A 25850-nucleotide genomic window follows, 5' to 3' on the forward strand; every position below is an offset into this window, starting at 1 on the left:
AAACAAAAACCAACCCTTGCACCAACCAAACACAGAGAAAAAAAAAAACCGTTATCCCCCCCCCCCCCCCCCCCCCCCCCCCCCCCCCCCGGCGTATTCCCGCGCTTCGGCGGGGCCTGCCTACTTGCCCAGCGGGGCCCCCGCGCCCGGCGTGAGCGGGGCCGGTATCGGGGCCGTGGCCAGGGACTGCGGGGAGGTGGGGTTGGCGAGCACGGAGGGGGCCGCCACGGCGGCGCTCGGGTCGGCTGCGGCCTCGTCCTCCGCCTCCCAGGGGGCGGCGCCGACGATGCGGATGCCCGCCTCGTCCAGGGCCTGCTTGATGCGCCAGCGCAGCTCCCGCTCGACCCCGAGCGCCTTGCCCGGCATGGTCTTGGCCGAGACGCGGACGACCATGGTGTTCAGGTAGACCGCGTCCAGGCCGAGGACCTCGACCGGCTCCCAGAGCCGCTCGTTCCAGGGCTCGGCCTTCGCCATCTCCTCACCGGCCGCGATGACGACGGAGCGGACCCTCTCCAGGTCCTCGGTGGCCCGGACCTGGACGTCGACGCCCGCGGTGGCCCAGCCCTGGCTGAGGTTGCCGATGCGCTTGACCTCGCCGTTGCGGACGTACCAGATCTCACCGTTCGCCCCGCGCAGCTTGGTGACGCGCAGACCGACCTCGATGACCGTGCCGGTGGCGACACCGGCGTCCACCTCGTCGCCGACGCCGTACTGGTCCTCCAGGATCATGAAGACGCCGGAGAGGAAGTCGGTGACGAGATTGCGGGCGCCGAAACCAATGGCCACACCCGCCACACCCGCGCTGGCCAGCAGCGGGGCCAGATTGATCTTCAGTACGGACAGCACCGTCAGGGCCGCCGTTCCCATGATCAGGAACGAGGCGACGCTGCGCAGCACCGATCCGATGGCCTCCGAGCGCTGCCGCCGGCGTTCGGCGTTGACGAGGAGGCTGCCGAGCGCCGTGCCGTCGACGGCCTCGGCGCTGCGGTTCATGCGCGCTATCAGTTTGGTGATCGCCCGGCGGACCAGATGCCTCATGGCCACGGCGATCACGATGATCAGGATCATGCGCAGGCCATTGCTGAGCCAGATGGACCAGTTCTCCTCGACCCAGCCCGCGGCGTCGTTCGCCGTCCTCTGCGCCTCGTCCAGGGACGAGGGCGGCGGGGTGGTCGGTGAGTCTGCGCCCAGAGCAGCGGACCAGAACACAGCAGGAACCCTTCGTGTGGGACACGCCCGCGCCGAGAAGCGGAACGGGCGGACTCACCACACTAACGGGGCAGACGTCGCGTTCCGTTGCTGTGTTCGAGATGCAACAGGTCTTGGGCGGGGGATGAACGCGGTGTGCTCGAAAACACCTGTGGCCCGTTACCCGGTGGTGGTGGCGCTCCGAGCGGGGGTCAGGGGACACTTGCAGGAGATCGTCCCGGCGCGAGCCACGCGCCGCCGGCGTACAAGGAGGCACCCGTGCCGCATGTCCTGGTCCTCAACGCGTCGTACGAGCCGCTCGGCGTCGTACCGCTCCGCCGCGCGCTCATACTCGTCCTCAATGAGAAGGCTGTCAGCCTCGAGGACTCCGGCGCCTATATGCACAGCGCGACCTGTACCGTCCCCGCACCCAGCGTCGTCCGGCTGAAGCGCTTCGTGCGGGTGCCCTTTCGGGGGCCCGTTCCGCTCACCCGCCGCGCCCTGTTCGCCCGTGACGGCGGCCGATGCGCGTACTGCGGTGGCGTCGCAACCAGCGTCGATCACGTCGTTCCGCGCAGTCGCGGCGGCCAGCACGCCTGGGAGAACGTGGTGGCCGCGTGCCGCCGCTGCAATCACGTCAAGGCAGACCGGCACGTCGGGGAGCTGGGCTGGCGGCTGCGGCACCAACCGGCCCCGCCGTCGGGGCTGGCGTGGCGCATCATCGGCACCGGCCACAGGGATCCACGCTGGCTGCCTTACCTGGAGGCATACGGCGCCCAGGACGCGATGGCCCGGATCGACGGCATTTCCGCCTGAGTCGACCGGGCCATTGTCGTCCAGGCGTACAGCGTTCCCGGGGGTCCGCTTCCGGGGCGCGTGCGCGGCGGTGGCCCGGTCTCAGGGCTTGTCCTCCGGCTTGTCATCCGGCTTGTCATCCGGCTTGGAATCCGGCTTGGCCTCCTGCTTGGACTCCTGCTTGGACTCCGCCCCCGGCCGTTCCTGTACGGCGTACGCCTCGACCTCCCACAGGGAGTAGCCGAAGCGGGTGGCCCGCTTCTCGCCCTGCACCCGGACGAAGCGCGCACCCGGCGCGTCCATGCGGACGGTCTCCGCGCCGCCCTTGCCCTCGGCCACCACGGCCGCGTCCCGCCAGGTGCGCCCGTCGGGCGAGACCTGCACGCGGTAGCGGGCCGGGTGCGCCTCCTGCCAGTGCAGGACCAGTCGGCCGAGGCGGGCCGGACGGGCCAGCTCCAGTTGCCACCAGGCATCGTCGGAGGCCGGTGAGGACCAGCGGGTCCCGGGGTCGCCGTCGACGGCCGCCGAGGCCGGGAAGCGGCCCGTCTCCTGGCCCGAGGCGCTCGCCCGGGCGCCGCGCGCAAGGTTCGGACCGCCGGTCGGCGGATAGGCCCGGACGGTCAGGGTCCGCTCCTGGTCGCCGAGGCGGACGGGCACGGTGAAGGTGCGCGCGGCGGACCCGGCGGGCACCGACAGCTCGATCCTGGCCGTGGTGACGCCGCCGCGCGGCGAGGTGATCTCCCCCGGTGCCCGCACGGTGACCCCGGGGGGCGCGAGGACGGTGAGCTTCTCGGTGACCGTCCCCGGCCGCCGGGTGATCATCCGGGCGTCGACGACGGCCGGGCGGCCGCCGATCTCGGCGTCGGCGTCCCGGCGGGTGAGCTCGAAGTCGGCCGAGGGGTCGTCGGCGAACCACGGGGTGACCTCGTGGACGGCCGGCGCCGTGCTGCCCGGGGCCCAGACCAGGCGCAGCGCGTCGGCCCGCAGGCCCTTGCCGGGTGCCTGTGTCCAACCACCGTCGGAGACCGTGCCGAGCGGCTGCCAGCCGCGGTCGGGGTCGTGTGCCTCGACGGTGCCGCGCACGCCGGGGGCGGGGGCGGTGAGCACGGTGACGGCGGTCAGCGGGCGGGGACGCGGCAGCCGCACGGTCAGGGTCTCGCCGGGGGCGGACGGGGTGCTCGTCGTCGGGTCGCCGTCGGTGGCCGGGCCGGTGGTGCGCAGCGGCCGGTCGACGCCGGTCCAGCCGTTGGCCCGGGCCAGGGCCTGCTCCAGGAACGGGGACAGGACGCCCTTGCCGACCGTGACCCGGCTGTCCTGGATCCGCTCGCGCAGCCGCTGGACCTCCAGCTGGGCCCGCCAGGCCGTCGTGCCGTCGCCGCGCGCGTGGGCGGTGAGCATGTCCACGGCCTTCTCGCCCGCCTCGCCGTGCCGCGCCAGCTGCTCCAGCCAGGGCCGTACCTCGGCGTCGAGCCCGCCGAGGGAGCCCGAGAGCCGCTGCCGGGCGTCGCGCATGGCCCGGAAGGCGGTGCGCAGCCGGTCACCTGCCTCCGTCAGCCGCCCGGCGTCGGTGGTGGACAGGGCCGCCCAGAAGGCGTCCAGCAGGGGGCGCAGATACGTGGACTCCTCGCCGCCCAGGACGGACGAGCGGTCGTTGCCGGCGAGGGCGGTGAGGGCCTCGCGGGTGGCGCCGTCGTGGCCGGCGAGGTCGTCGACGGCCGCGCGCCAGGACTCCTCGGGGCGGTACTGACGCGGGTTCCAGGCGTAGTCGGCGATGGTGAACAGCGGGATGCGGGAGGCGACCGGCTGGGCGGAGGCATTGGCGAGCAGGGCGGCGGAGCCGACCGCGACGGCCGGCTCGCGGCCGGTGTAGGGGCCGAGGAAGATACGGTCCTGCGCGTAGTCGTTGACCGGGTAGTTGTCCATCGTGACCAGCGGGTGGCCGAAGGCCGCCCGGGCGTCGGCCAGTTCACCGCCGGTGATGGTCTTGGGGACCACCCCGACGCCCGTCCACGCCACCTCCACGCGCGGGTCGAGGGCGTCGGCGAGCGCGCGCCGGAAGGCCGTTCGCCCGTCCTGGTAGTACTCGGTGGGCAGCAGCGACAGCGGGGCCGCCTCGGGGCCCTTGGCCGCCAGGTGCCGGGCGAGGGCGCCGGCGACCTTGGCCTGCGCGGCGGCGGCCGCCCTGGGCCCGGAGCCGAAGGCGTCGGCGTCCGCGTCGCAGTGCCACTCGCTGTAGCTCACGTCCTGGAACTGGAGCTGGAAGGCACGTACGCCCAGCGCCCACATCGCGTCGACCTTGCGGCCGAGCGCCCGCAGGTCGGAGGCGGAGGAGAAGCACATCGCCTGTCCCGGCGAGATGGCCCAGCCGAGCGTCACGTGGTTGCGGCGGGCCCGCTCGGCCAGGGCCCGGAACTCGGCGCGCTGGTCGGCTGGGTAGGGGTCGCGCCAGCGGGCCTGGCGGTAGGGGTCTTCGCCGGGGGCGTAGAGATAGCGGTTCTGCTTGGTGCGGCCCATGAAGTCGATCTGGTCCAGGCGCTGCTGCCGCGACCAGGGGCGGCCGTAGAAGCCCTCGGTCAGCCCGCGCACGGCCGTGCCCGGCCAGTCGCGCACCACCACGCCGGCGAAGGCCTTGCCGCCGTCGCGCTCCACCGCGAGCTGGCGCAGTGTCTGCGCCGCGTGGAACAGCCCGTCCGGGCCCAGCCCCGCGAGCGCGACCGTCGGCCGCCCGTCCAGTTGCCCGGTGGCGAGGCGGTAGCCGCCGGACGGCAGGTCGTCGACGGCCGGGGCGCCGAGGGCCCGCAGGGCGTCCTCGGCCGGCTGCCCGCCCGCGTAGACGATCAGCCCGCGCGGCGGCGGGGTGCCGCCGGCTCCGGCGTCCACGACGGTACGGGCGCCGAGGCCGCGCAGCGTCTCGCGGAGCGCCTCCAGCGCGTAGGGGTCGGCGCCGGAGTCGGCCATGACGGTGACCTCGTCGCCGATCCGCGCGTACGAGCCCTGCGCGCTCAGCGACTGTGGGCGCGGCCAGACGGCGGGCGCGGCGTCGGCGCTCTCCCGGTCGGCGGGGCCCGCGGTGGTGGTGGCGCCGCCGGTGCGCGGGTCGGCGACGGCGCCGGGCGCGCCGCCGAGCAGTCCGCCGAGGAGGGCCGCGGCCAGCACGGTGGCTCCGGCCTTGCGGGGGCGGGCGACGAAGGGTTCACTCAGGCGGCCGAGGCGGCCGGTGCCGACGGCACGGAGGGAGCGTCCCTTTTGTTGCTGCTCGTACCGCTCCGCCGGTCGCCCTGTCTGCTGCTCCGCCTGCCGCTCTCCGCCGTGGCTGTCGTACGAGGGTTCGTTACCCGGGAACCGCACGGCTTTCTCCTCGCCCCAAGGTGCACGCTCGTGGGCAGTGAGCCCATCACCAGGCGCGATGCGTGTCAACGCACGTGACCGAAGTGCCGGTATTGCCCGGCGAGTCGATGAGCGAACGGAAAACGAAGCCCACGAAAGCACCGCTAAATCGACATAGAGGAACGTAATGTGACCCGGGACACGTTCCTTGGTCCGGTACGTCTGCGACCGCCCCGAGTGGGTAGTGCAGACGTGACCCACTGCCGTCACCCCGGGAGGCCCCTGTGGCCGCGTCCGCCCAGCTCCTGCTGTCCGCCCTGTCCAAACCGGTGCCGTCCCCGTGCGCGTGCGCGCACGAGGACGCCTACCTCCCGGAGTTCGACGGCCGGCTCCCGGCCGGCTCCGGCTCCGGCGCCCCGGCCGAGCCCCCGCTGACCAGCGAGCCGCCGCTCGCCGATGCCACCCCGCTGACCAGCGAGCCCCCGCTGGCCACCGAACTGCCGCTCACCAGCGAACCCACGGCCACGGTCCACGGACCGGCCTTCGGCACGGAGTCCTCGGAGGTCTGAATGGGCCGAGCGCGGCTCGCCGAACTGCACGGTGTCGCCACCTCCTACGAGCCCGCGCCCGGCCAGGGATCGAAGGTGCCCGAGGACACCGTCGTCGCGGTCCTCGCCGCGCTGGGCGTCGACGCGTCCACCCCCCGTGCCGTCCGGGACGCCCTGGACGCCCACGCCGCCACCGAGCGCCGCCGGCTGCTGCCCGGGGCGGTGGTCCTGCGGGCGGCGGCGGACGGGACGCCGCGCGCCCACGGGCCGGCCTTGCCCACGCTGCCGGAGGGCACGGCCCTGCGGGTCGACACCGAGGACGGGCAGGGGATCGCGTGGGACGGGACGCCCCTGTTCGGCGGGGCGGGCCTCGCGGAGGCCCTGCCGCTCGGCAGCCATCTCCTGCGCGCCCACGCCCCCGACGGCCGGACCGCGTGCGTCCCGCTGATCGTCGCCCCCGAGCGGCTGCCCGCCCCGCCCGAGCGCGCCCACGGCTTCCTCGTGCAGCTCTATTCGCTGCTGTCCGCCCGCTCCTGGGGCATGGGCGACCTCGGTGACCTCGCCGAGCTCGCCGCCTGGTCGGGCCGGGCCTTCGACTCGGACTTCGTGCAGGTCAACCCGCTGCACGCGGCCGTGCCCGGCGCGCCCACCGATCCCTCGCCGTACCGTCCCTCCTCCCGCCGCTTCCCCGACCCGGTCTATCTGCGCATCGAGGACATCGCCGAGTTCGCCTATCTCGACGGTCCGGCGCGCGAGCGCGCCGAGGTGCTCCTCGGCCGTGCCGCCGCGCTGCGCGAGGGCGTGCTGCGGCGCGATGCCCTGATCGACCGGGACGCGGTCTGGGCGGCCAAGCGCCAGGCGCTGGAGCTGGTGCGGACCGTGCCGCTGAGCCCCGGCCGCCGCGCCGCGTACTGCGACTTCCTCGCCGAGCAGGGCCAGGCCCTGGACGACCACTCCACGTGGTGCGCGCTCGCCGAGGTGCACGGCCCCGACTGGCGGGCTTGGCCCGGTGCGCTGAAGGACCCCCGTTCGGCCCGTACGGCCCGCACCCGCGGCGAGCTCCTCGACCGCGTCGACTTCCACTGCTGGCTCGCCTGGCTCACCGACCAGCAGCTGGCCGCCGCCCAGCGGGCCGCGCGCGAGGCGGGCATGCGCGTCGGCCTCGTCCACGACCTGGCCGTCGGGGTGCACCCCTCGGGCGCGGACGCCTGGGCGCAGCAGCACGCCTTCGCCACCGGCATGTCGGTCGGCGCTCCCCCTGACGCGTTCAGCCCCCACGGCCAGGACTGGGGCCTGCCGCCCTGGCGGCCCGACGCCCTGGCGGCCACCGGGTACGCCCCGTACCGCGATCTGCTGCGCGCGTTGATGCGCCACGCGGGAGCGCTGCGCATCGACCATGTGATGGGACTGTTCCGGCTCTGGTGGGTGCCACAGGGGTGCGAGCCGACGCGGGGGACGTATGTGCGCTACGACGCGGAGGCGATGCTCGGCGTCCTCGCGCTGGAGGCCGACCGGGCGGGCGCGACCGTCATAGGGGAGGACCTGGGCACGGTCGAGCCGGGCGTGCGGGAGTCGCTGGCCGAGCGGGGGGTGCTGGGGACGTCGGTGCTGTGGTTCGAGCGGGACTACGACGGCGCGGGCGGAAAGGCGGAGCCGCTGGAGCCCGAGCGCTGGCGCACCGACTGCCTGGCCACGGCCACCACCCACGATCTGCCGAGCACGGCCGCCCGCCTCACCGGCGACCATGTCGAGCTGCGCCACCGGCTCGGCCTGCTGACCCGTCCGCTCGGCGTGGAGCAGCGGGAGGACGCGACGGCGGTCGCGGAGTGGATGGCGCTCTTCGGCCGTCTGGGCCTGCTCCCCGAGGGCCCGGGCGACGAGGTGGCCGCGGTCAAGGCCGTCCACCGCTTCCTGCTGCGCACCCCCGCCCGGCTGATCGGCGTCTGGCTCCCGGACACGGTCGGCGACCGGCGTCCGCAGAACCTGCCGGGCACCTGGGACCAGTACCCGAACTGGCGGCTCCCCATCGCCGACGCGACGGGCCGCCCGCTCTCCCTGGAGGACCTGGCGGCGTCGCCGCGGCTGCACGCCCTGATGGACGAGCTGCGCACCGCGCCGAGGGCCGGCACCTGGGGAAAGACCTGGGGCGGGACGTGGGGGGAATGGCCCGCGACGAGCCCGAACGGCCCGGTCGGCCACCCATAGGCGACCCCGGGCGCGCGGGGCCGACGCGGGTCCGATACGTTGAGCCCGTGAGCAACAAGGTCAACAAGAACGCCATGCGCGCCGGCGCCATCTCCGCCGGCACTGTGCTGATGCTGCTGATGTCGTCCCCCGCGTTCGCGCTCACCCGCGACGACGGTGACGACCCGGGTCCGAGCATGAGCGTGATCAACACGCTCGGCCTCTACGTCGCCGCGCCGATCGTCGCCTTCCTGGTCATCGCGGGCCTCACGATGGTCGCGGCCCGGCACTCGGACAACCCCCGCACGCACGACACCCACCACCCGCGCCCGTCGCGGTAACGGCTGTCCCACCCCTTCTTTTCCGAGTTCCGCTCTACGAATTCCGCCGAGCTTTTCCGCCCGGTGCCTCCCGGTCCTGTTTGGACGGAGGCACCGGGCTTTTTGCTGTTTCCGGACCGGTGACGGGCCGGCGGAGCACACCTCACCGACGCACACGCCGTGACGGCGACCGCACGCACCGTCCCCCGAAAAGGGCGGCCCTTGCCGTTTACCGCGCACTTAACCTACGGTGTCGTAACCTACGGATCCGTAAGTAAGATCGTCCCCTGCATCAGGAGCTGTCTGTGACCATCGCCCCCCTCCGCCACCATTCCCGGGCCGTGTGGAGCGACAGCCGCCTGCTGTACGCACTCGAAGAGGTCGTCGAGACCGAGCTGAACCGCCACCTCAAGGTCGCCAAGGAATGGATGCCGCACGAGTACGTGCCGTGGAGCGACGGGCGGAACTTCGACGGGGTCATGGGCGGCGAGGCCTGGGCGCCCGAGCAGTCGAAGGTGACGGACATCGGGCGCACCGCCCTCATCGTCAACCTGCTGACCGAGGACAACCTCCCCAGTTACCACCACGAGATCGCCTCGCTCTTCGGCCGCGACGGCGCCTGGGGGACCTGGGTGCACCGCTGGACCGCCGAGGAGGGCCGGCACGGCATCGTGATGCGGGACTACCTGCTCACCTCGCGCGCCGTGGACCCGGTCGCGCTGGAGCGGTTCCGCATGCAGCACATGTCGGAGGGGTTCGAGTCCGACAACCGGCACAGCATGCTGCACTCGGTCGCGTACGTCGCGTTCCAGGAGCTGGCCACGCGCATCTCGCACCGGAACACCGGCCACCACTCCGGCGACCCGGTCTGTGACCGCATGCTCTCCCGGATCGCCACGGACGAGAACCTGCACATGGTCTTCTACCGCAATCTGCTGGGCAAGGCCTTCGAGTTGGCGCCCGACCAGACGATGAGCGCCGTGCGGGACGTCGTGGTCGACTTCCGGATGCCGGGCCACGGCATCCCCGGCTTCGAGCGGGCCGCCGCGCAGATGGCCATCGGCGGGATCTACAACCTGCGCATCCACCACGACGACGTGCTGCAGCCGGTGCTGCGCTTCCTGAAGGTCCTGGAGATCACCGGGCTGGGCCCGGACGGTCTGCGCGCCCAGGAGGAGTTGGGCCTGTACATGGGCGGCCTCGACGACCAGGCGACGAAGTTCGACGAGCGCCGCGAGGCACTGCTCGCCCGCCGCCGGGCCCGGGCCGAACAGGCCTGAGCCGCGCACACTTCACAGCCGAGGAAGCCGGGGCGGATGCCCCGGCTTCCTCGCGTCCGGCTCAGGCCCGCGCCGACGCGTCCTCGACCCGGAAGACCTTGTCCAGGAACTCGTCCAGGTTCACGAGCGTGCGCGTGATCCGCTCCTCCACGTCCAGCGTCTCCTTGTAGCGCATCGCGAGCAGCGGCTGCTTCTTGCCCCGCACATACAGCGGGCAGGCCAGGTCCGCGCACATGTAGGCACCGACGGTGTTGCCGTCGCGGCCGGCGGCGCCGACCTTGCGGGCGGCGAGCAGCGAGACCCCCGAGGCGACGTGCCCGGTCAGGCAGAGCGAGCACATCGTGGTCTTCATCATGCTCCGCGGGCCGCCCTGCGGAACGCGCAGCGTGACCCCCACCAACTCCCCGGCCCGCTCGGCGACGATGTAGCCGCGGTCCGGGGCGCCCGGATCCCGCCAGCCCAGGAAGTCGAGGTCGGCCCAGGGGAGTTCGGCCAGTCCCCGGGGCAGGCTGAGCCTGCGTGCCTCTCCCTTGGAGCAGTTCACGAAGGAGGCGCGTATGTCGTTCTCGCCGAGTGGTTCCATGGTGGTTGAAGCTAACACCGGTGCCGTCCGGGCGTCGCATGATTTTTCCGGCGCCGGGCACCCCTGGCCGGACAGGCGGCGCCACACACCCTCGCCGCCACCTCGTCACCCGCGGCGACCGCACGCTCCCGCCGGGTAAAGTCGCACGCCAAGGGGCGAATTTCGGCCGACCGGAGAATGCTCGGCCGGTTCCGGAGGACGCGGCCGCGTGTCATGTCCCGAGCGGCATACCGAGGAGCTGTTGACGCCGTGTCGATCCGCTCCCTATCGTCCCTCCCCGATGGGAAGGTTTCCTAACAGACTTTCCCGAGACGTCGAAGGGCGGGTGCGAGGCCATGGCCGGGACCCCCGGGACACCCCGCGTGCTGCGGGCCATGAACGACCGCGCCGCGCTGGAGCTGCTCGTCGCCCACGGCCCCCTCACCCGCACCCGGCTCGGCGAGCTGACCGGACTGTCCAAGCCCACCGCCTCACAGCTCCTCGGCCGGCTGGAGGCCGGCGGGCTGGTCGTGTCGTCCGGGAGCGTCACGGGCCGGCCCGGCCCCAGCGCACGGCTGTACGAGGTGAATCCGGCCATCGCGCACGTGGCCGCGCTCGCCGCCGACGAGAACGGGATCACCGCGGCCGTCGCGGACATCACCGGTCGCGTCGTCGGCGAGCACCACGTCGAGGCCGACGCCCTCGCCGAAGAGGTACGGACCCGGACGGCCGCCCTGGTGGCCGAGGCCGTCGCCGGGGCGCTGCGGGGTGCCGGGCTCGGTCGGGACGCGCTGCACCGCACGGTCATCGGCACACCCGGCGCGCTCGACCCGCGCACCGGGACCCTGCGCTACGCCCCGCACCTGCCGGGCTGGCACGCGCGCACGCTCCGCGCCGAACTCGCCGAGGTGCTCGGCACGCCCGTCGTCATCGAGAACGACGTCAACCTCGCCGCCGTCGCCGAACAACACGGCGGTGCCGCCCAAGGCTTCGACGACTTCGTGCTGCTGTGGGCCGACGAGGGCGTGGGCGCGGCGATCGTGCTGGGCGGGAAACCCCTGCGGGGAGCGACCGGGGGCGCGGGCGAGGTCGGCTATATGCCGCTGCCCGGCGCGCCGCTCGCGCGCGGCGGGCCTGGCGCCACCACCGGACCGGACGGGGGCGGCGGCTTCCAGATGCTCGTCAGCTCACCCGCCGTGCTCGAACTCGCCCGGACCTACGGCCTCGGCGCCCACACCGCCCCCGAGGCGCTGGCCCGGGCCGCCGCCGTGCCGGGCACCGGTGACAACGTCCTCACCGATCTGGCCCGGCGCATCGCCCTCGGGCTCGCGGCGGTGGTCGCGGTGGTCGACCCCGGGCTCGTGGTGCTCTCGGGCGAGGTGTGCCGGGCCGGCGGGGAGCGGCTGCGCGAGCTGGTGGCGGCGGAGATGTCCGGGCTGGCCCTGCCCCGGCCGGAGCTGCGGCTGAGCACGGTCGAAAGCGCCCCCATTCTGAACGGCGCGCTCCTGACCGCGCTCACCGCCACCCGCGACACCGTCTTCGACACCGCCTGACCCCGCCCGTCCCCCCTTCCTCCCTCCCTCGCTGTGAAAGAAGTCCCGCCATGCCGCGCCTACGACGCCGAATACGCATCCGGGCACCCCACCGGGCGGAGCCGATGCGCCCCGCCGCCCTTCTCCTCACCGCGGTCCTCCTCCTGGCGGGCTGCGCCAATCCGGCCACCGGCAGCGACAAGGACGACCCGACGGCACCCGTCACCCTGACGTTCTGGCACGGGTGGTCGGAGAAGAAGGAAGTCAAGGCGATCGACGAGTCGATCGCCCGGTTCGAGAAACTGCACCCCAATATCCGGGTGAAATCCACCGGGAACGTCACCGACGCGACCGTGAACCAGGCCCTGCGGGCGGGTGGCGGCGAGGCCCCCGACGTCGTGTCGTCCTTCACCACGAACAACGTCGGCCAGTACTGCTCGTCGGGCATGTGGGTCGATCTCGACCCGTTCATGCGGAAGACCGGCCTGGACAAGAAGGCCGTCTTTCCGAAAACCCTGCTGGACTACACCGCTTACGAGGGCAAGCAGTGCGCGCTGCCGCTCCTCGCGGACGCGTACGGCATGTACTACAACGTGGACGCGTTCGAGCAGGCGGGCATCAGCCGGCCGCCGCGGACCCTGTCCGAATTCAAGCGGGCCGCCGTCAAACTCACCGAGCGGACCAAGAGCGGCTCGTACCGGCGGGTGGGCTTCATGCCCAACTACAGGCTGTACGAGAACAAACCTGACCGGCTCCTCGCCCAGTGGGGGCCCACCTATTTCGACGCCGCCGGAAAATCCCGGCTCGCCGAGGGCACGGCCGCGAAGGAGTTCCTCACCTTCCAGCGGGACCTGGTCACCGCACTCGGCGGATACGGGCCGCTGGAGAACTTCCGCACCACCTTCGGTGACGAGATGTCCTCGCAGAACGCCTTTGTGACCGGCAAGCTCGCCATGCATCTGGACGGCGAATGGCGTGGGCTGATGCTGGACGACGCCAAGCCCGATTTCCGGTGGGCCACCGCGCCCCTGCCGGTGCCGGACGACAAGGCCGACACCTACGGGCGCGGCTATCTGACCGGAACCGTCGCCGGTATCGCGCACAGCAGCAAGCACCAGAACGCGGCCTGGGAGCTGGTGCGCTTCCTGACCGCCGACACCGATCAGGTCGTCACCTTCGCCAACGCCATGCGCAATGTGCCCTCGACCAAGGCCGCGCTCGCCTCACCGAAACTTGACCGCGACCCCGCCTTCGCCACCTTCCTCGACATCGCCCGCAATCGCCACAGCGTCGGCATGCCCGCGTCCGTCAACGGCGGTCAGTACATCGTCACGTTCACGGACTTCGCCTACGACGTCGAGGCCGGAAAGGTCCGTGACCTCGCCAAGGGCCTGCGCGCACTCGACCGGCAAATAGACAACGACACCCTCCAGTCCCAGGATTGACGGAGACCGCAATGGCCCCCCGGCACCCCGCACCCGAGCTGCGGCGCAAGCACCGCCGCGCACGGCTGCGCACCCTCGCTTTCCTCTCCCCCTGGCTGGTCGGTTTCAGCGTCTTCTTCGCCTACCCCCTCCTCGCCACCGTCTATTTCTCCTTCATGCACTACAACCAGATCGAGGCCCCCACCTTTGTGGGCCTGCGGAACTGGAAGTACGTCCTCGGCCAGATGCCGCTGTTCGGGCCCGCCCTGTGGAACACCCTGTGGCTCGTGGTCGTGATGGTCGCCCTGCGCGTCGTCTTCGGCCTCGGCATCGGGCTGCTCGTCACCAAAATCAAGTCCGGCGTCGGGCTCTTCCGCACCCTCTTCTATCTGCCCTATCTGGCCCCTCCGGTGGCGGCGACCGTCGCCTTCGTCTTCCTCCTCAACCCGGGCACCGGGCCGGTCAACGAGATCCTCGCCACGATCGGCGTCTCCGCGCCCAACTGGTTCAACGACCCGACGTGGGCGAAGCCGTCGCTGGTGCTGCTCTCGCTCTGGGGCATCGGCGATCTGATGGTGATCTTCATGGCGGCCCTGCTGGACGTGCCCAAGGAGCAGTACGAGGCCGCCGAGCTGGACGGCGCGGGCGCCTGGTCGAAGTTCCGCTATGTCACCTGGCCGTCCATCACCCCGATCGTGATGTTCGCGGTCGTGACGGGCGTCGTGCAGACCATGCAGTACTACACCCAGGCGCTCGTGGCCGGAAAACTCGCCTCCGGCGTCAGCGTCGGACCGGGCTCGAGCATCCAGCCCGGCTATCCCGACCACAGCACCCTCACCGTGCCGCAGCTCGTCTACTCGCTCGGCTTCCAGAACTTCAACACCGGTGCCGCGTGCGTGCTCTCGCTCGTACTCTTCGCCATCGCGATGGCCGTGACCTCGCTCCTGATGCGCAAAAGCGCCGGCCTGCAGACGGCGGAGGACTGAACCGACATGACCACCCCCGCCCGCACCACAGCACGCACTCGCACCCGGGTCCTGCACTGGATCGCCGTGCACATCACCGCCGTCGCCGCCGCGCTCTTCTTCGTCCTGCCCTTCGTCTTCGTCCTGCTGACCTCGGTCATGAGCGACGAACAGGCGATGAGCGGTGAGCTGTGGCCGCACGAGTGGCGGTGGTCCAACTACGCGGAGGTCTTCCGCACCCCCGGCTTCCTCGACTGGTGGAAGAACTCACTGATCTACGCCGGACTGGGCACGCTCTTCACCGTGTGCTCCTCGATCCCGGTCGCCTACGCGCTCGCCAAGTTCCGCTTCCGCGGGCGCCGCACGGCGATGACCCTCGTCATCGCGACGATGATGCTGCCGCCGCAGGTCATCGTCATACCGATGTATCTGGTGTGGGCGCAGCAGCTGCATCTGTCGGGGTCGCTGTGGCCACTGATCATCCCGATGGCGTTCGGCGACGCGTACTCCATCTTCCTGCTGCGGCAGTTCCTGCTGACCATCCCCACCGAGTACCTGGAGTCCGCGAGGATCGACGGCTGCGGGGAGCTGCGGACCCTGCTGCGCGTCGTCGTCCCCATGGCGAAGCCGGGCATCGCGGCCATCGCGCTCTTCCAGTTCTTCTACTGCTGGAACGACTACTTCGGGCCGCAGATCTACGCGGCGCAGAACCCGGGCGCCTGGACCCTGTCCTACGGCCTGGAGTCCTTCAAAAGCGCGCACAGCGTCGACTGGAACCTGACCATGGCGGCGACGCTGCTGGTCATGGCCCCGGTCATCATCGTTTTCTTCTTCGCTCAGAAGGCCTTCGTCGAAGGCGTCACTCTCACCGGAGTAAAGGGCTGATGTCCATGAGGCTCGTATGAAGCTCGCCGTGGTCGGCGGAGGCTCGACCTACACCCCCGAACTCGTCGACGGCTTCGCCCGGCTGCGGGACGTACTGCCGCTGACGGAACTCGTCCTGGTCGACCCGGCCGCAGGCCGGCTGGAGCTGGTCGGCGGGCTCGCCCGGCGGATCTTCGCCAAGCAGGGCCACCCCGGCCGGATCTCCTGGACCTCCGACCTGGACGCGGGCGTCGACGGCGCCGACGCGGTCCTGCTCCAACTGCGGGTGGGCGGGCAGGCGGCCCGGCAGCAGGACGAGACGTGGCCGCTGGAGTGCGGCTGCGTCGGACAGGAGACGACGGGCGCGGGCGGCCTCGCCAAGGCGCTGCGCACGGTGCCGGTGGTGCTCGACATCGCCGAGCGGGTCCGGCGGCGCAACCCGGACGCCTGGATCGTGGACTTCACCAACCCCGTCGGCATCGTGACCCGGGCCCTGCTGACCGCCGGGCACCGGGCCGTCGGGCTGTGCAACGTGGCCATCGGCTTCCAGCGGAAGTTCGCGGCCCTGCTCGGCGTCTCCCCCCAGGACGTCACCCTGGAGCACGTCGGGCTGAACCACCTCACCTGGGAACGGTCGGTGCGGGTCGGGGAGAAGGACGTGCTGCCCGAGCTGATCGCCGAGCACGGCGAGGCGATCGCGGCCGATCTTCGTCTGCCGCGCGCCCTGCTGGACCGGCTCGGCGTCGTGCCCTCGTACTACCTGCGCTACTTCTACCAGCACGACGCCGTCGTGCGGGAGCTGCGGGCCGGGCCCTCCCGGGCCGCCGAGGTGGCCGACATGGAACGGCGGCTGCTGGCCATGTACGGCGACCCGGCGCTGGACGAGAAGCCGGAGCTGCTGGCCCGGCGGGGCGGTGCCTTCTATTCGGAGGCCGCCGTCGCGCTGACGTCGTCCCTGCTGCGCGACACCGGTGACGTCCAGGTGGTCAACACCTTCAACGCCGGCGCGCTGCCCTTCCTCCCCGACGACGCGGTCATCGAGGTACCCGCCTCGGTGGACGCGCGCGGCGCGCGCCCGCTGCCGGTACGGCCCGTGGAGCCGCTGTACGCGGGGCTCATCGGGCACGTCACGGCGTACGAGCGGCTGGCGCTGGAGGCGGCGGTGAAGGGCGGCCGCGACCGGGTGTTCGAGGCGCTGCTCGCGCACCCGCTGGTGGGCCAGATCGAGTACGCGGACCGACTGACCGACGACCTTCTCGCACACAACCGGGAGCACCTCGCGTGGGCATGAGCAACCAGACGGAACCGGCCTCCCCGGCGGCCGTCCCCGGCGCCGTGCTGGCCATCGACGCCGGCAACAGCAAGACCGACGTGGCCGTGGTGGCCACCGACGGCACGGTCCTCGGCGAGGCGCGCGGCGGGGGCTTCCAGCCACCGGTCGTGGGCACCGAGCAGGCGGTGGCGATACTCGTGCCGCTCGTCGCCGAGGCCGCGTCCCGGGCTGGGCTGACCGGGCCCCTGCGGGTGGACCACGTGCAGGCCTGTCTGGCCAACGCCGATCTGCCCGTGGAGGAGCAGCGGCTCACCGCGGAGATCGCCGCCTACGGGTGGGGGCACTCGGTCACCGTCGCCAACGACACCTTCGCCCTGCTGCGGGCGGGCCTGCCCGACGAGGGGGAGCCGGCGGGCGTCGCCGTCGTCTGCGGCGCGGGCATCAACTGCGCGGGGCTGGCCCCGGGCGGCCGCATCGCCCGCTTCCCCGCGATCGGCCGGCTCTCCGGCGACTGGGGCGGCGGCGGGCATCTGGCGGAGGAGGCGCTGTGGTGGGCCGCGCGGGCCCACGACGGCCGGGGCGAGGCGAGCGCGCTGGCCCACGCCGTACCCGCGCACTTCGGGCTGCCGGACATGCAGGCGTTGATCGAGGCGCTGCATCTGGGCGCGGTGTCGGCCGCGCGCCGCCACGAGCTGACCCCGCTGCTGTTCGCGGTTGCCGCCGACGGCGACGCGGTCGCCCGGGGCATCGTCACCCAGCAGGCGCGGGAGATCGTCACCATGGCCGCCGTCGCGCTGGCCCGGCTGGAACTGCTGGAGGCGGAGGTGCCCGTCGTGCTGGGCGGCGGCGTCCTGGCGGCCCGGCACTCCCTGCTGCTCGACCAGATCGAGGAGCTGCTGGCGGAGCGTGCTCCCGCGGCCCGGCCGGTGGTCGTCACGGCGCCGCCGGTGCTGGGCGCGGCACTGCTGGCATTCGACCACGTCGGGGTTCCGAACGCCGCCCACAACCGATTGCGTGCCCACTACATGTAGGCACGTACGCACGACACGTGACGACGGCCGAAGCCGCCCCCGGGCCACACCGCCCCCACCGTCACCCCATCGTCGCCATCGGCGTCGCGGAGGCCGCACCCAACGGCCGTGAACCGCCTCGCCGGTGGCGACTTTCGCGTCACCTTCGCGCCGTGAGAGACGTCACCCGGAACGACCCCGCACCGTAAAACATTCGTTCAAGATCATTCCGCGCGGACTTTTTTCCTGACACTGCGTCAATAGCGCAATGGGGCAGCAACTCCTCCCTTCCGGCTTGTTGACCCTTCATATACCCAATGTCCACATTCCGCTTATCCGTTTCACCCCCTTCTCGGTGGTCATGCGAGCATCCGGCTCCGCATGGATTAGTCACGAAATACGACAAGCAACCGCCGCCCAAAGGGCGTTGCGGTGCATTCGTGACAAAACCTGCTCCTGATCACTCATCCCCAGGGGTTCACGCATGTCGTCCAACATCAACCGCCGTCTTGTGCTCAGAGGAACCGCCGTGGCCGTCGCGGGAGCGGCCCTGGCCCTCCCGGGCGTGCTCGCCGGCACCGGCACCCTCGCCCAGGCCGCTTCGAGCACCGACCACTCCGGTCACGGCGGCCCCGCGACCCCTGCCGGGCCCGTGCCGTTCGACGAGCTCCACCAAGGGCGACGCATCGTGGGCAAGGCCGCCGAGGGCGGCCACGGCGCCCACCACGGCGGCGGCTTCACCGTCACGATCGACGGCCGGGAACTGCACCTGATGCGGAACGCCGACGGCACCTACATCAGCGTGATCAACCACTACGAGACCTACGCCGACCCGCGCGCCGCGGCCCGTGCCGCCGTGGACAAGCTGCGCGGCGCGACGCTCGTCCCGATCGCCACCTGACGCCTGCCACTCCCCCAGCCCCTCCCCGAAAGGAACACGACCATGGCAGTGCGCAAGAACCAGGCGAGCCTGACCGCCACCGAGAAGCGCAATTTCGTCAACGCCCTGCTGGAGCTCAAGAAGAGCGGGCGCTACGACGGCTTCGTCCGGACGCACAACCAGTTCATCATGAGCGACACCGACAACGGGGACCGCGTGGGCCACCGCTCGCCCTCCTTCCTCCCCTGGCACCGGCAGTTCCTCATCCAGTTCGAGAAGGAGCTCCAGACCGTCGACGCCTCGGTGACGCTCCCCTACTGGGACTGGACGGCCGACCGCACGACCACCGCCTCGATCTGGGGCGCGGACTTCCTCGGCGGCAACGGCCGCCCCCGCGACGCACAGGTGACCACCGGGCCCTTCGCCTACAGCGGGGGCAAGTGGCCCATCACCGTGAACGTCGACAGCCGCCCGTACCTCCAGCGGGAGATGGGCTCCGGCGTCGCACAGCTGCCCACCAGGGCCGAGGTCGACTCCGTCCTCGCCATGGCCACTTACGACATGGCCCCCTGGAACAGCTCCTCGAACGGCTTCCGCAACCACCTCGAAGGGTGGCGCGGGGTGAACCTCCACAACCGGGTGCACGTGTGGATGGGCGGCCAGATGTCCTCCGGCGTCTCGCCGAACGACCCGGTCTTCTGGCTGCACCACTGCTTCATAGACAAGCTGTGGACGGAGTGGCAGCGCGCCCACCCCACCTCGACGTACCTGCCGGCCGCCGGCACCGCCAACGTCGTGGACCTGGGCGACACCATGCGCCCCTGGAACAACGTCACCCCGGCCGACATGCTCGACCACACCCGCTTCTACACCTACGACCACTGACGGTCCGTAGCGACCTGCTCCCGCGCCCGCCCCTCCGGCCCCCGGCCCCAGGGGCGGGCGCGGGCGCGTGGCGCGGGCGCGGGAGGCGGCCCGGGAACCGGACGCGGAGCGCTCGCGTGGAGAGAAGGAGGGAACGAGCGCAGATGCGCCTTGCGGAACGGCTCGGCACCACCGACCAAGATCGCGATCTGAACAAGATCGATGCGTTACCGGTGTTTTTGTCAGTTCCTGCGGCCATACTGCTGGCCGGGCATCCGTAGCCCGCCGACGGGCGGAGGGTGCCGTGGCGACCGAGGGGGAGGTCTCGTGTCATACCCGCAGCCGACCGGCGGCGCCCCGGGCCCGGGGCCCGGGCGTACGGCATGGCGCGAGGGGCTCGACCGACTGCGGGCCGCGGCGGTCACCGAACCGGGCCGGCTGCGCGGCATCGGGGCGGTGCTGGCCGGACTGCTGATCGTCTTCGGGACGGTCACCGCCTGGCAGGTCGCCGACCGGGCGGCGGCCTCGGACGCCGTGGTCGGCACCAGCCAGCCGCTGAGCGCCGACGCCGCGGACATCTACCGCTCGCTCGCCGACGCCGACACCACCGCCGCCAGCGGCTTCCTCGCGGGCGGCCAGGAGCCGCGCGCGGTCCGGCAGAGATACGAGAAGGACATCGCCCTCGCGTCCGGGCTGCTGGTCAAGGCGGCGGCCAACACGGAGGGCTCGGCCTCCGCACGCGAACAGATAGCGAAGCTCAACGAACAACTTCCGCAGTACACCGGTCTGGTGGAGTCGGCCCGTGCCAACAACCGTCAGGGTCTCCCGCTCGGCGGCGCCTATCTGCGCTACGCGGGCGACCGCATGCGCGAGGATCTGCTGCCCGCCGCCCGCCGGCTCTACGAGGCGGAGACCGGCCGGCTCGGCTCGGACTACGACGACGCCGAGCGCTGGCCCTGGGCCGCGCTCGGCACCGGGGTGCTGGCCCTCGCCGCCCTCGGCTGGGCCCAGCGCCGCGAGTTCCTGCGCACCAACCGCGTCTTCAACCACGGTCTGCTCGGCGCGAGTGCCGCCGCCACGGTCGTGCTGCTGTGGCTGGTCGTCGGGCACGGCGTGGCCCGCGCGGAGCTGCGGGACTCCTCCGCGCACGGCGCCAAGTCCCTCCAGGTGCTCAACGAGGCCCGTATCGCCTCCCTCCAGGCCCGGGGCGACGAGAACCTCACCCTCGTGGCGCGCGGCGCCGTGCTCACCCCGGGCGGCGACGACGCGTACGAGGCGAGCTACCGCGCGGGCATGCGCCGGCTCATCGGCGGCGACCGGGGCGAACCCGGGCGCGGCAGCCTGCTGGAGCGGGCCCGGTCGCTCGCCGACGACTCCGCGGGCGGCGACCCGGTCCGAGCGGCGATCGAGGACGTCCGCCGGTGGCAGCAGCGACACGGCGAGGCCCGCACCGCCGACGACGGCGGGAACTACGAGCGGGCCCTGCCGAAGGTGATCGGCGAGCACGGCAGCACGGGCGAGTCCTTCGACCGGGTGGACGACGCGCTGCGCCGGGCGCTCGCCCACGAACAGGGCGAGTTCCGCCGCGCGGCGGACGACGGGCGCGGGGCCCTCGCGGGGCTGACGGCCGGCGCCGCCGTGCTGGCCGTGCTGGGTGCGGCGGGCGCGGTGCTCGGCATTGGCCGCAGGCTGTCGGAGTACCGATGACAGGGGGAGGCGGGGCGTTGACGACACGATACGGAGCCCGGCGCGGGGCGACCGCATGGGCCGTGACGGCGGCCGTGTGCACGCTGGCCGCGGCGGCGGCGCTGCTGGTCCCCGGCCCGGCCGGTGCCGACGGCGGCCGGGCCGGGCACCGGGCGGACCGGGCGGCGGCCGGCCCCCGGGTCCCGGCGGCCGCCGCGAAGTGCCAGGACCCCGAGGCCAGCCTCCGGCCCGCCGTGGGCGGCACGGACGGCCCGGCCGTGCAGCGGATCAAGAACCGCGGTTGGCTGATCGCCGGCGTCGACCAGAACAGCTTCCGCTGGGGCTACCGCGACCCGGCCAACGGCCGACTGAGCGGCTTCGACATCGACCTCGTGCGGGCCGTCGCCAAGGCCGTCCTGGGCGACGCCGACAAGGTCACCTTTCTCGCGATACCCACGAACCAGCGCATACCCGCCCTGGAAAAGGGCAAGGTGGACATCATCGCTCGCACGATGACCATCAACTGTGACCGGATCAAGCAAGTCGCCTTCTCCACCGCCTATTTCGAAGCGGGTCAGCAGGTACTGGCCCCCAAAGACTCACCGATCAAGGCATTCGACGACACTTTGAAGGGGAAGAAGGTCTGTACGGCCAAGGGATCCACGGGAGAGAGCGAGCTGACCGATGAATCGCACGGCGCTCAGGTGCTGACCGTGCCCAATCAGCTCGACTGCCTGGTCCGGCTCCAACTCGGCCGGGTGGACGCGGTGATCACCGACAACGCCCTGGCGGCCGGGCAGGCGGCCCAGGACCCGTCGCTGCGGCTCGTCGGTAAACCGTTCACCACCGAACCGTACGGCGTGGCGATGAATCTCCGGGACGCCGACCTGGTACGCCGGGTCAACGAGGTTCTGGAGGAGTACCGCCGCGGCGGCACCGCCAGTGCGTGGATGCGGGCCTACGAGAAGTGGCTCGCCCATGAACTCCCGGGCATCACCGGCCCACCGGTGCCCAAGTACAAGGACTGACCGGCACGACGAGCACCGGGCCGGAAGGGACCCGCCGGCCCCGGGACACGGGCCGGACGCCTTCGGGGGAACCCCCCACGAAGGCGGGAGCAGCGGACGTACGCGGCGCGGGCCGCGGACAGGAGAGGGGATCGATGGCGGTCGCGGGGCCCACCGGGCCGGCCTTGAGCCGCGAGGAGGTGGACCGTGCGCTGGCGAGACTGGGCGCTGAGCACGAGGCCGTCGAATCCTCGCTGCTCGCCCTCCAGGACCACGCCGGCCGCCGTCTCCTGGAGGGGGCGGAGCTGACCGGCGCCACCAAGAGCCGGTGGGCCGTCGCCGAGCAGCTCATCACCCAGTTGTGGACGCACTTCGACGTCTACACCGACGTCCTGACCACCGCCCGCGAGCTGCGGGCCCGCCGCCGCTGGCCCACCCAGGGCGAGCTGGCCGAACTCACCGACCTGCTGCGCGGCTCCGGCGTCACCCTGCCCGGCGGAGGCACCCTGGCGCTGACCCCCGCGCTCGCCCCCGCCGCGCGGCTCAGCGAGCGGCTGAGCCTGACCGAGCTGGTCGACCGGATGAACGGCTGGTACGCGGAGGCGCTCGACGTGGTCGTCACCGCCGACGCCGTCTGGTCCGCGCTGCCCGCCCGGATCGATCTGCTGGCCGCCGAGCTCCAGCGCACCCGCTCCCTCGCCCACTCGGTGGGCGTGCGGCCCGGCGAGCACCCCTCCGGTGACGACCTGGAGCAGATCACCCACGAGCTGGCCTCGCTGCGTGCCGAGGTGATATCCGATCCGCTCGCCTTCTGGTACGGCGCCTCGCCCAGCTCGGCGCCCGGCGGCGGCCGCCCGGACACCGCCCGCTACGACCGCGCGGCCCGCGCCCTGGAGGAGGTGCGGCGCGAGATCGAGGCCGTCCTCGACGTCCGGCAGGACGCCGAACAGCGGCTGATGCGGGTGCGCGACGTGCTCTCCCGCGCGGACCGCACGCTGAACGAGGCCCGGCAGGCCCGCGTCGAGGTCCTCTCGAAGATCGCCGGGTCCGACGTGCCCGCCGTCTCCGGCCCGCCGACCGCGCTGTACGAACAGTTGTCGGCCGCCGCCGACCAGCGCCGCCGTGCCCAGTGGCACCGGCTCTCCCCGCTTCTGGAGAGCCTGGAGGAGCGCTCCGAGGAGGAGTTGCTGCGCGCCCGCGAGTCGCTGACGGCGGTGACCGCGCCGCTGGCCGTGCGGGCCGAACTGCGCGGCCGCCTCGACGCGTACAAGGCGAAGGTCGCCCGGCACGGGCTGGCGGAGGACCCCTTCCTCATCGAGCGGTACGACGACGCGCGGCGCCGACTGTGGAGCGCGCCGTGCGACCTCATGGCCGCCGAGGAGGCCGTGCTGCGCTATCAGCGGGCGGTGGCCGAGACGCTGTCGCCGCCCGCCGGAGCCGCGGCGCACGAGCCCACCGACCGTAGGGGGGAATCATGAACAGCGCCTGCCAGCGGCCCGGCTGTGCCGGGACGTACGAGGATGTGGGCGGCGGTGAGCGGTACTGCGACACCTGCGGGCTCGCGCCCGTCGTCACCCCGGTGGGGACGCTCTCCTCGCCGTCCACGGGGGTCACGAGCGGCGGGCGGGCCGGCATCAGCCGCGTCGGCTCCCCCGGCGCGGGCGGCGGCTTCGCGGCTGTGTCGTCGTCAGGGTCGTCATCGGGGTCGTCATCGGAGCCCTCCGAGCGGTCCGGGGCGTCCGGCTCCGCTGCCTCCTCCCCGTCCTCGTCGCAGTCGTCGTCGCGGTCCTCCTCACGGTCCTCGCGGTCGTCGGGGTCCCGCCGGTCCGTCTCGGGGCGGCTGTCGCGGTCGCTGTCGGGGGGCTCCGAAGGGACCGCCGCGCAGTCGGTGTCGGTGCGCAGCAGCTCGCACTCCTCCGGCGCCGCCTCCGGGCGCAACAAACTCGGTGCGGGCCTGATCACCATGCCCGGCGTGCCGCGCCCCGACCCCCGGGCGGCGGTGCTGGCCGACCCGGAGGTGCCCGAGCGCAAGCGGTTCTGCAGCAAGAGCGACTGCGGCGCGCAGGTCGGCCGTTCGCGCGGCGACCGCCCCGGGCGCACCGAGGGCTTCTGCACCAAGTGCGGGCACCCGTACTCCTTCGTACCGAAGCTGCGCCCGGGCGATGTGGTCCACGGGCAGTACGAGGTGACGGGCTGTCTCGCGCACGGCGGGCTCGGCTGGATCTACCTCGCCGTCGACCGGGCGGTCTCCGACCGCTGGGTGGTGCTCAAGGGCCTGCTCGACACCGGTGACGAGGACGCGCTCGCGGTCGCCCTCTCCGAGCGCCGCTTCCTCGCGGAGATCGAGCACTCCAACATCGTCCGCATCTACAACTTCGTCGAGCACCTCGACCAGCGGACCGGCAGCCTCGACGGCTACATCGTGATGGAGTACGTCGGCGGCAAGTCGCTCAAGGAGATCGCCAACGAGCGGCGGCAGCCCGACGGGCGCCGGGACCCCTTGCCGGTCGAGCAGGCCTGCGCGTACGGCATCGAGGCACTGGAGGCGCTCGGCCATCTGCACAGCCGCAATCTGCTCTACTGCGACTTCAAGGTCGACAACGCCATTCAGCAGCAGGACCAGCTCAAACTCATCGACATGGGCGCGGTCCGGCGGATGGACGACGACAGCAGCGCGATCTACGGCACGGTCGGCTACCAGGCCCCGGAGATCGCCGAGCTGGGCCCGTCGGTCGCCTCCGACCTCTACACCGTCGCGCGTACCCTCGCCGTGCTCACCTTCGACTTCCAGGGCTACACGAACGTCTTCGCGGACCGGCTCCCCGACCCCGAGCACATCGAGGTCTTCACCCGCTACGAATCCTTCTACCGGCTGCTCGTCCGGGCCACCGACCCCGACCCTGGGCGGCGGTTCGCGTCCGCCGCGGAGATGGCCGACCAGCTGACGGGCGTGCTGCGGGAGGTCGTGGCGCTCCAGACGGGACGGCCGCGGCCCGCGCTGTCCACGCTGTTCGGGCCGGAACTGCGGGTCGTGGACACCCGGCTGTTCGAGGAGCGGTCGGACGTCACCTCCACGCTGGGCGGCCGGGCGCACCACGGGCGCCGCAAGCACCGGGCACCCGCGCCACCGGCCCCGCCCGCCCCACCGACGCCCGGTGGCGCCCTCGCGACCCGCCCGGCCGGCGCCGCTGTCTCCTCGTGTGCCGCGCTCGACGCCCGGGCCGCCGCCCTCGCCCTGCCGGTCCCCCTCGTCGACCCGGCCGACCCCAACGCGGGGTTCCTCGCCGGTCTGCTCGCCTCCCAGCCCGCCGAGGTGTACGCGGCGCTCCAGGCCGCGCCCGCCGACTCGCCGGAGGTGCGGCTGCGCCGCCTCCGCGCCCAGCTGGAACTCGGCGAGATGGAGCAGGCGGCGCGGGCCGTCGCCGAGCTCGACGCCGCGCACCCCGACGACTGGCGGGTCGTCTGGTACCGCGGGTTGCAGGCGCTGGCCTCCGGCCGCAACGAGATCGCCGCGCTGTCCTTCGACGCCGTCTACGACGCGTTCCCGGGCGAGCCCGCCCCGAAGCTGGCCCTCGGGATCTGCGCGGAGGTGCTCGGCCAGCTCGACAACGCCGCCGAGTACTACCACCTGGTGTGGACGACGGACCCGAGCTTCGTCAGCGCCGCCTTCGCGCTGGCCCGGGTGCGGCTCGCCACCGGGGACCGCGCGGGCGCGGTACGCGCCCTGGAGTCCGTACCGGAGGCCTCCATCCACTACACGGCGGCGCGCGTCGCGGCGGTCCGGGCCCGGCTGCGGCAGCGCCCCGCCCAGGACGCGCTGCTGAACGACCTCACGGCCGCCGCCGGACAGGTGGAGCGGCTCGCGGACTTCGGCCTGGACGCGGTGCGCCGCGAACAGTTGTCCACGGAAGTGCTGGGCAGCGCGCTGGACTGGGTGCTGTCCGGCAGCAGTGGCGCGCCGGGCGGCCCCGGCGCGCCACCGGGCCCGCGCACGCTGCTCGGCAGCGACCTGGACGAGCGGGGGCTGCGCTTCGGGCTGGAACGCTCGTACCGCGTGCTCGCCCGGCTCGCCCAGCGCGGTGACGAAAGGATCGAACTGGTGGAGCGGGCCAACCGTTTCCGCCCCAGGACATGGGTGTGA

General features: G+C 72.6%; 20 protein-coding genes. 17 read left to right on the forward strand and 3 right to left on the reverse strand.

Going from position 1 to position 25850, the window contains the following annotated elements; all coding sequences use genetic code 11:
* Positions 1–120: 120 nt before the first annotated feature.
* On the reverse strand, positions 121–1209 hold the full coding sequence (locus ACZ53N_RS23775; RefSeq protein WP_469142825.1) for a mechanosensitive ion channel family protein: 1089 nt from the start codon (positions 1207–1209) through the stop codon (positions 121–123).
* Positions 1210–1467: 258 nt separating this feature from the next.
* On the opposite strand from ACZ53N_RS23775, the gene ACZ53N_RS23780 reads away from it, so the two are divergent.
* Positions 1468–2004, forward strand: coding sequence for an HNH endonuclease (locus ACZ53N_RS23780; protein WP_469142826.1), 537 nt, complete (start codon positions 1468–1470; stop codon positions 2002–2004).
* A gap of 81 nt (positions 2005–2085) precedes the next feature.
* Here the strand turns inward: ACZ53N_RS23780 and ACZ53N_RS23785 are convergent, their stop codons facing one another.
* Positions 2086–5136 (reverse strand): beta-N-acetylglucosaminidase domain-containing protein, encoded by a 3051-nt coding sequence (locus tag ACZ53N_RS23785; protein ID WP_469142870.1) that lies wholly within the window; start codon positions 5134–5136, stop codon positions 2086–2088.
* A 458-nt stretch (positions 5137–5594) separates the two neighbouring features.
* Here ACZ53N_RS23785 and ACZ53N_RS23790 point away from each other — a divergent pair, with 458 nt between their 5' ends.
* The 4 genes from ACZ53N_RS23790 (at position 5595) to ACZ53N_RS23805 (ending at position 9642) form a co-directional block, all read left to right on the forward strand.
* Complete coding sequence (locus ACZ53N_RS23790; protein ID WP_469142827.1) at positions 5595–5879, forward strand: hypothetical protein; 285 nt, start codon at positions 5595–5597, stop codon at positions 5877–5879.
* Entirely contained in the window at positions 5880–8063 is a 2184-nt protein-coding gene (gene malQ / locus ACZ53N_RS23795) for a 4-alpha-glucanotransferase (protein WP_469142828.1), read from the forward strand. It begins immediately after the preceding gene.
* Between the two features lie 47 nt (positions 8064–8110).
* Positions 8111–8383 carry a hypothetical protein gene (locus tag ACZ53N_RS23800; protein ID WP_469142829.1) on the forward strand — a complete coding sequence of 91 codons (273 nt, stop codon included), beginning with the start codon at positions 8111–8113 and terminating at the stop codon, positions 8381–8383.
* A 284-nt stretch (positions 8384–8667) separates the two neighbouring features.
* The gene (locus ACZ53N_RS23805) at positions 8668–9642 is read left to right on the forward strand and encodes an acyl-ACP desaturase (RefSeq protein ID WP_184729739.1); all 975 of its coding nucleotides are present in this window, start codon (positions 8668–8670) and stop codon (positions 9640–9642) included.
* Positions 9643–9703: 61 nt separating this feature from the next.
* Here ACZ53N_RS23805 and ACZ53N_RS23810 read toward each other — a convergent pair whose 3' ends face one another.
* Positions 9704–10225, reverse strand: a complete 522-nt coding sequence (locus ACZ53N_RS23810; protein ID WP_469142830.1) for an FBP domain-containing protein — start codon at positions 10223–10225, stop codon at positions 9704–9706.
* Positions 10226–10560: 335 nt separating this feature from the next.
* On the opposite strand from ACZ53N_RS23810, the gene ACZ53N_RS23815 reads away from it, so the two are divergent.
* The 12 genes from ACZ53N_RS23815 to ACZ53N_RS23870 all read left to right on the forward strand — a co-directional run bounded on the left by ACZ53N_RS23815 (position 10561) and on the right by ACZ53N_RS23870 (position 25850).
* Positions 10561–11757 carry an ROK family transcriptional regulator gene (locus tag ACZ53N_RS23815; protein ID WP_469142831.1) on the forward strand — a complete coding sequence of 399 codons (1197 nt, stop codon included), beginning with the start codon at positions 10561–10563 and terminating at the stop codon, positions 11755–11757.
* Positions 11758–11861: 104 nt separating this feature from the next.
* On the forward strand, positions 11862–13181 hold the full coding sequence (locus tag ACZ53N_RS23820) for an ABC transporter substrate-binding protein (RefSeq protein ID WP_469142871.1): 1320 nt from the start codon (positions 11862–11864) through the stop codon (positions 13179–13181).
* 11 nt (positions 13182–13192) lie between these two features.
* Complete coding sequence (locus ACZ53N_RS23825) at positions 13193–14146, forward strand: carbohydrate ABC transporter permease (protein ID WP_469142872.1); 954 nt, start codon at positions 13193–13195, stop codon at positions 14144–14146.
* A gap of 6 nt (positions 14147–14152) precedes the next feature.
* Positions 14153–15010 carry a carbohydrate ABC transporter permease gene (locus ACZ53N_RS23830; protein WP_469142832.1) on the forward strand — a complete coding sequence of 286 codons (858 nt, stop codon included), beginning with the start codon at positions 14153–14155 and terminating at the stop codon, positions 15008–15010.
* A gap of 16 nt (positions 15011–15026) precedes the next feature.
* The gene (locus ACZ53N_RS23835) at positions 15027–16280 is read left to right on the forward strand and encodes a 6-phospho-beta-glucosidase (RefSeq protein WP_469142833.1); all 1254 of its coding nucleotides are present in this window, start codon (positions 15027–15029) and stop codon (positions 16278–16280) included.
* Positions 16277–17293: an N-acetylglucosamine kinase gene (locus ACZ53N_RS23840; RefSeq protein WP_469142834.1), complete on the forward strand. Its 1017-nt coding sequence runs from the start codon at positions 16277–16279 to the stop codon at positions 17291–17293. Before ACZ53N_RS23835 ends, ACZ53N_RS23840 begins: the two co-directional genes overlap by 4 nt.
* Positions 17294–17756: 463 nt before the next feature.
* Positions 17757–18173, forward strand: coding sequence for an apotyrosinase chaperone MelC1 (gene melC1, locus ACZ53N_RS23845; protein ID WP_469142835.1), 417 nt, complete (start codon positions 17757–17759; stop codon positions 18171–18173).
* Positions 18174–18215: 42 nt separating this feature from the next.
* Entirely contained in the window at positions 18216–19037 is an 822-nt protein-coding gene (gene melC2 / locus ACZ53N_RS23850; protein WP_469142836.1) for a tyrosinase MelC2, read from the forward strand.
* 306 nt (positions 19038–19343) lie between these two features.
* Positions 19344–20723, forward strand: a complete 1380-nt coding sequence (locus tag ACZ53N_RS23855; RefSeq protein WP_469142837.1) for a hypothetical protein — start codon at positions 19344–19346, stop codon at positions 20721–20723.
* Complete coding sequence (locus tag ACZ53N_RS23860) at positions 20720–21730, forward strand: glutamate ABC transporter substrate-binding protein (protein WP_469142838.1); 1011 nt, start codon at positions 20720–20722, stop codon at positions 21728–21730. The genes ACZ53N_RS23855 and ACZ53N_RS23860 overlap by 4 nt, the downstream gene beginning before the upstream one ends.
* Positions 21731–21864: 134 nt before the next feature.
* A complete protein-coding gene (locus ACZ53N_RS23865; RefSeq protein ID WP_469142839.1) occupies positions 21865–23187 on the forward strand; it encodes a hypothetical protein in 1323 nt (440 codons plus the stop codon).
* Positions 23184–25850, forward strand: coding sequence for a serine/threonine-protein kinase (locus ACZ53N_RS23870; RefSeq protein ID WP_469142840.1), 2667 nt, complete (start codon positions 23184–23186; stop codon positions 25848–25850). The genes ACZ53N_RS23865 and ACZ53N_RS23870 overlap by 4 nt, the downstream gene beginning before the upstream one ends.

Source organism: Streptomyces sp. NPDC033229, from assembly GCF_055576875.1.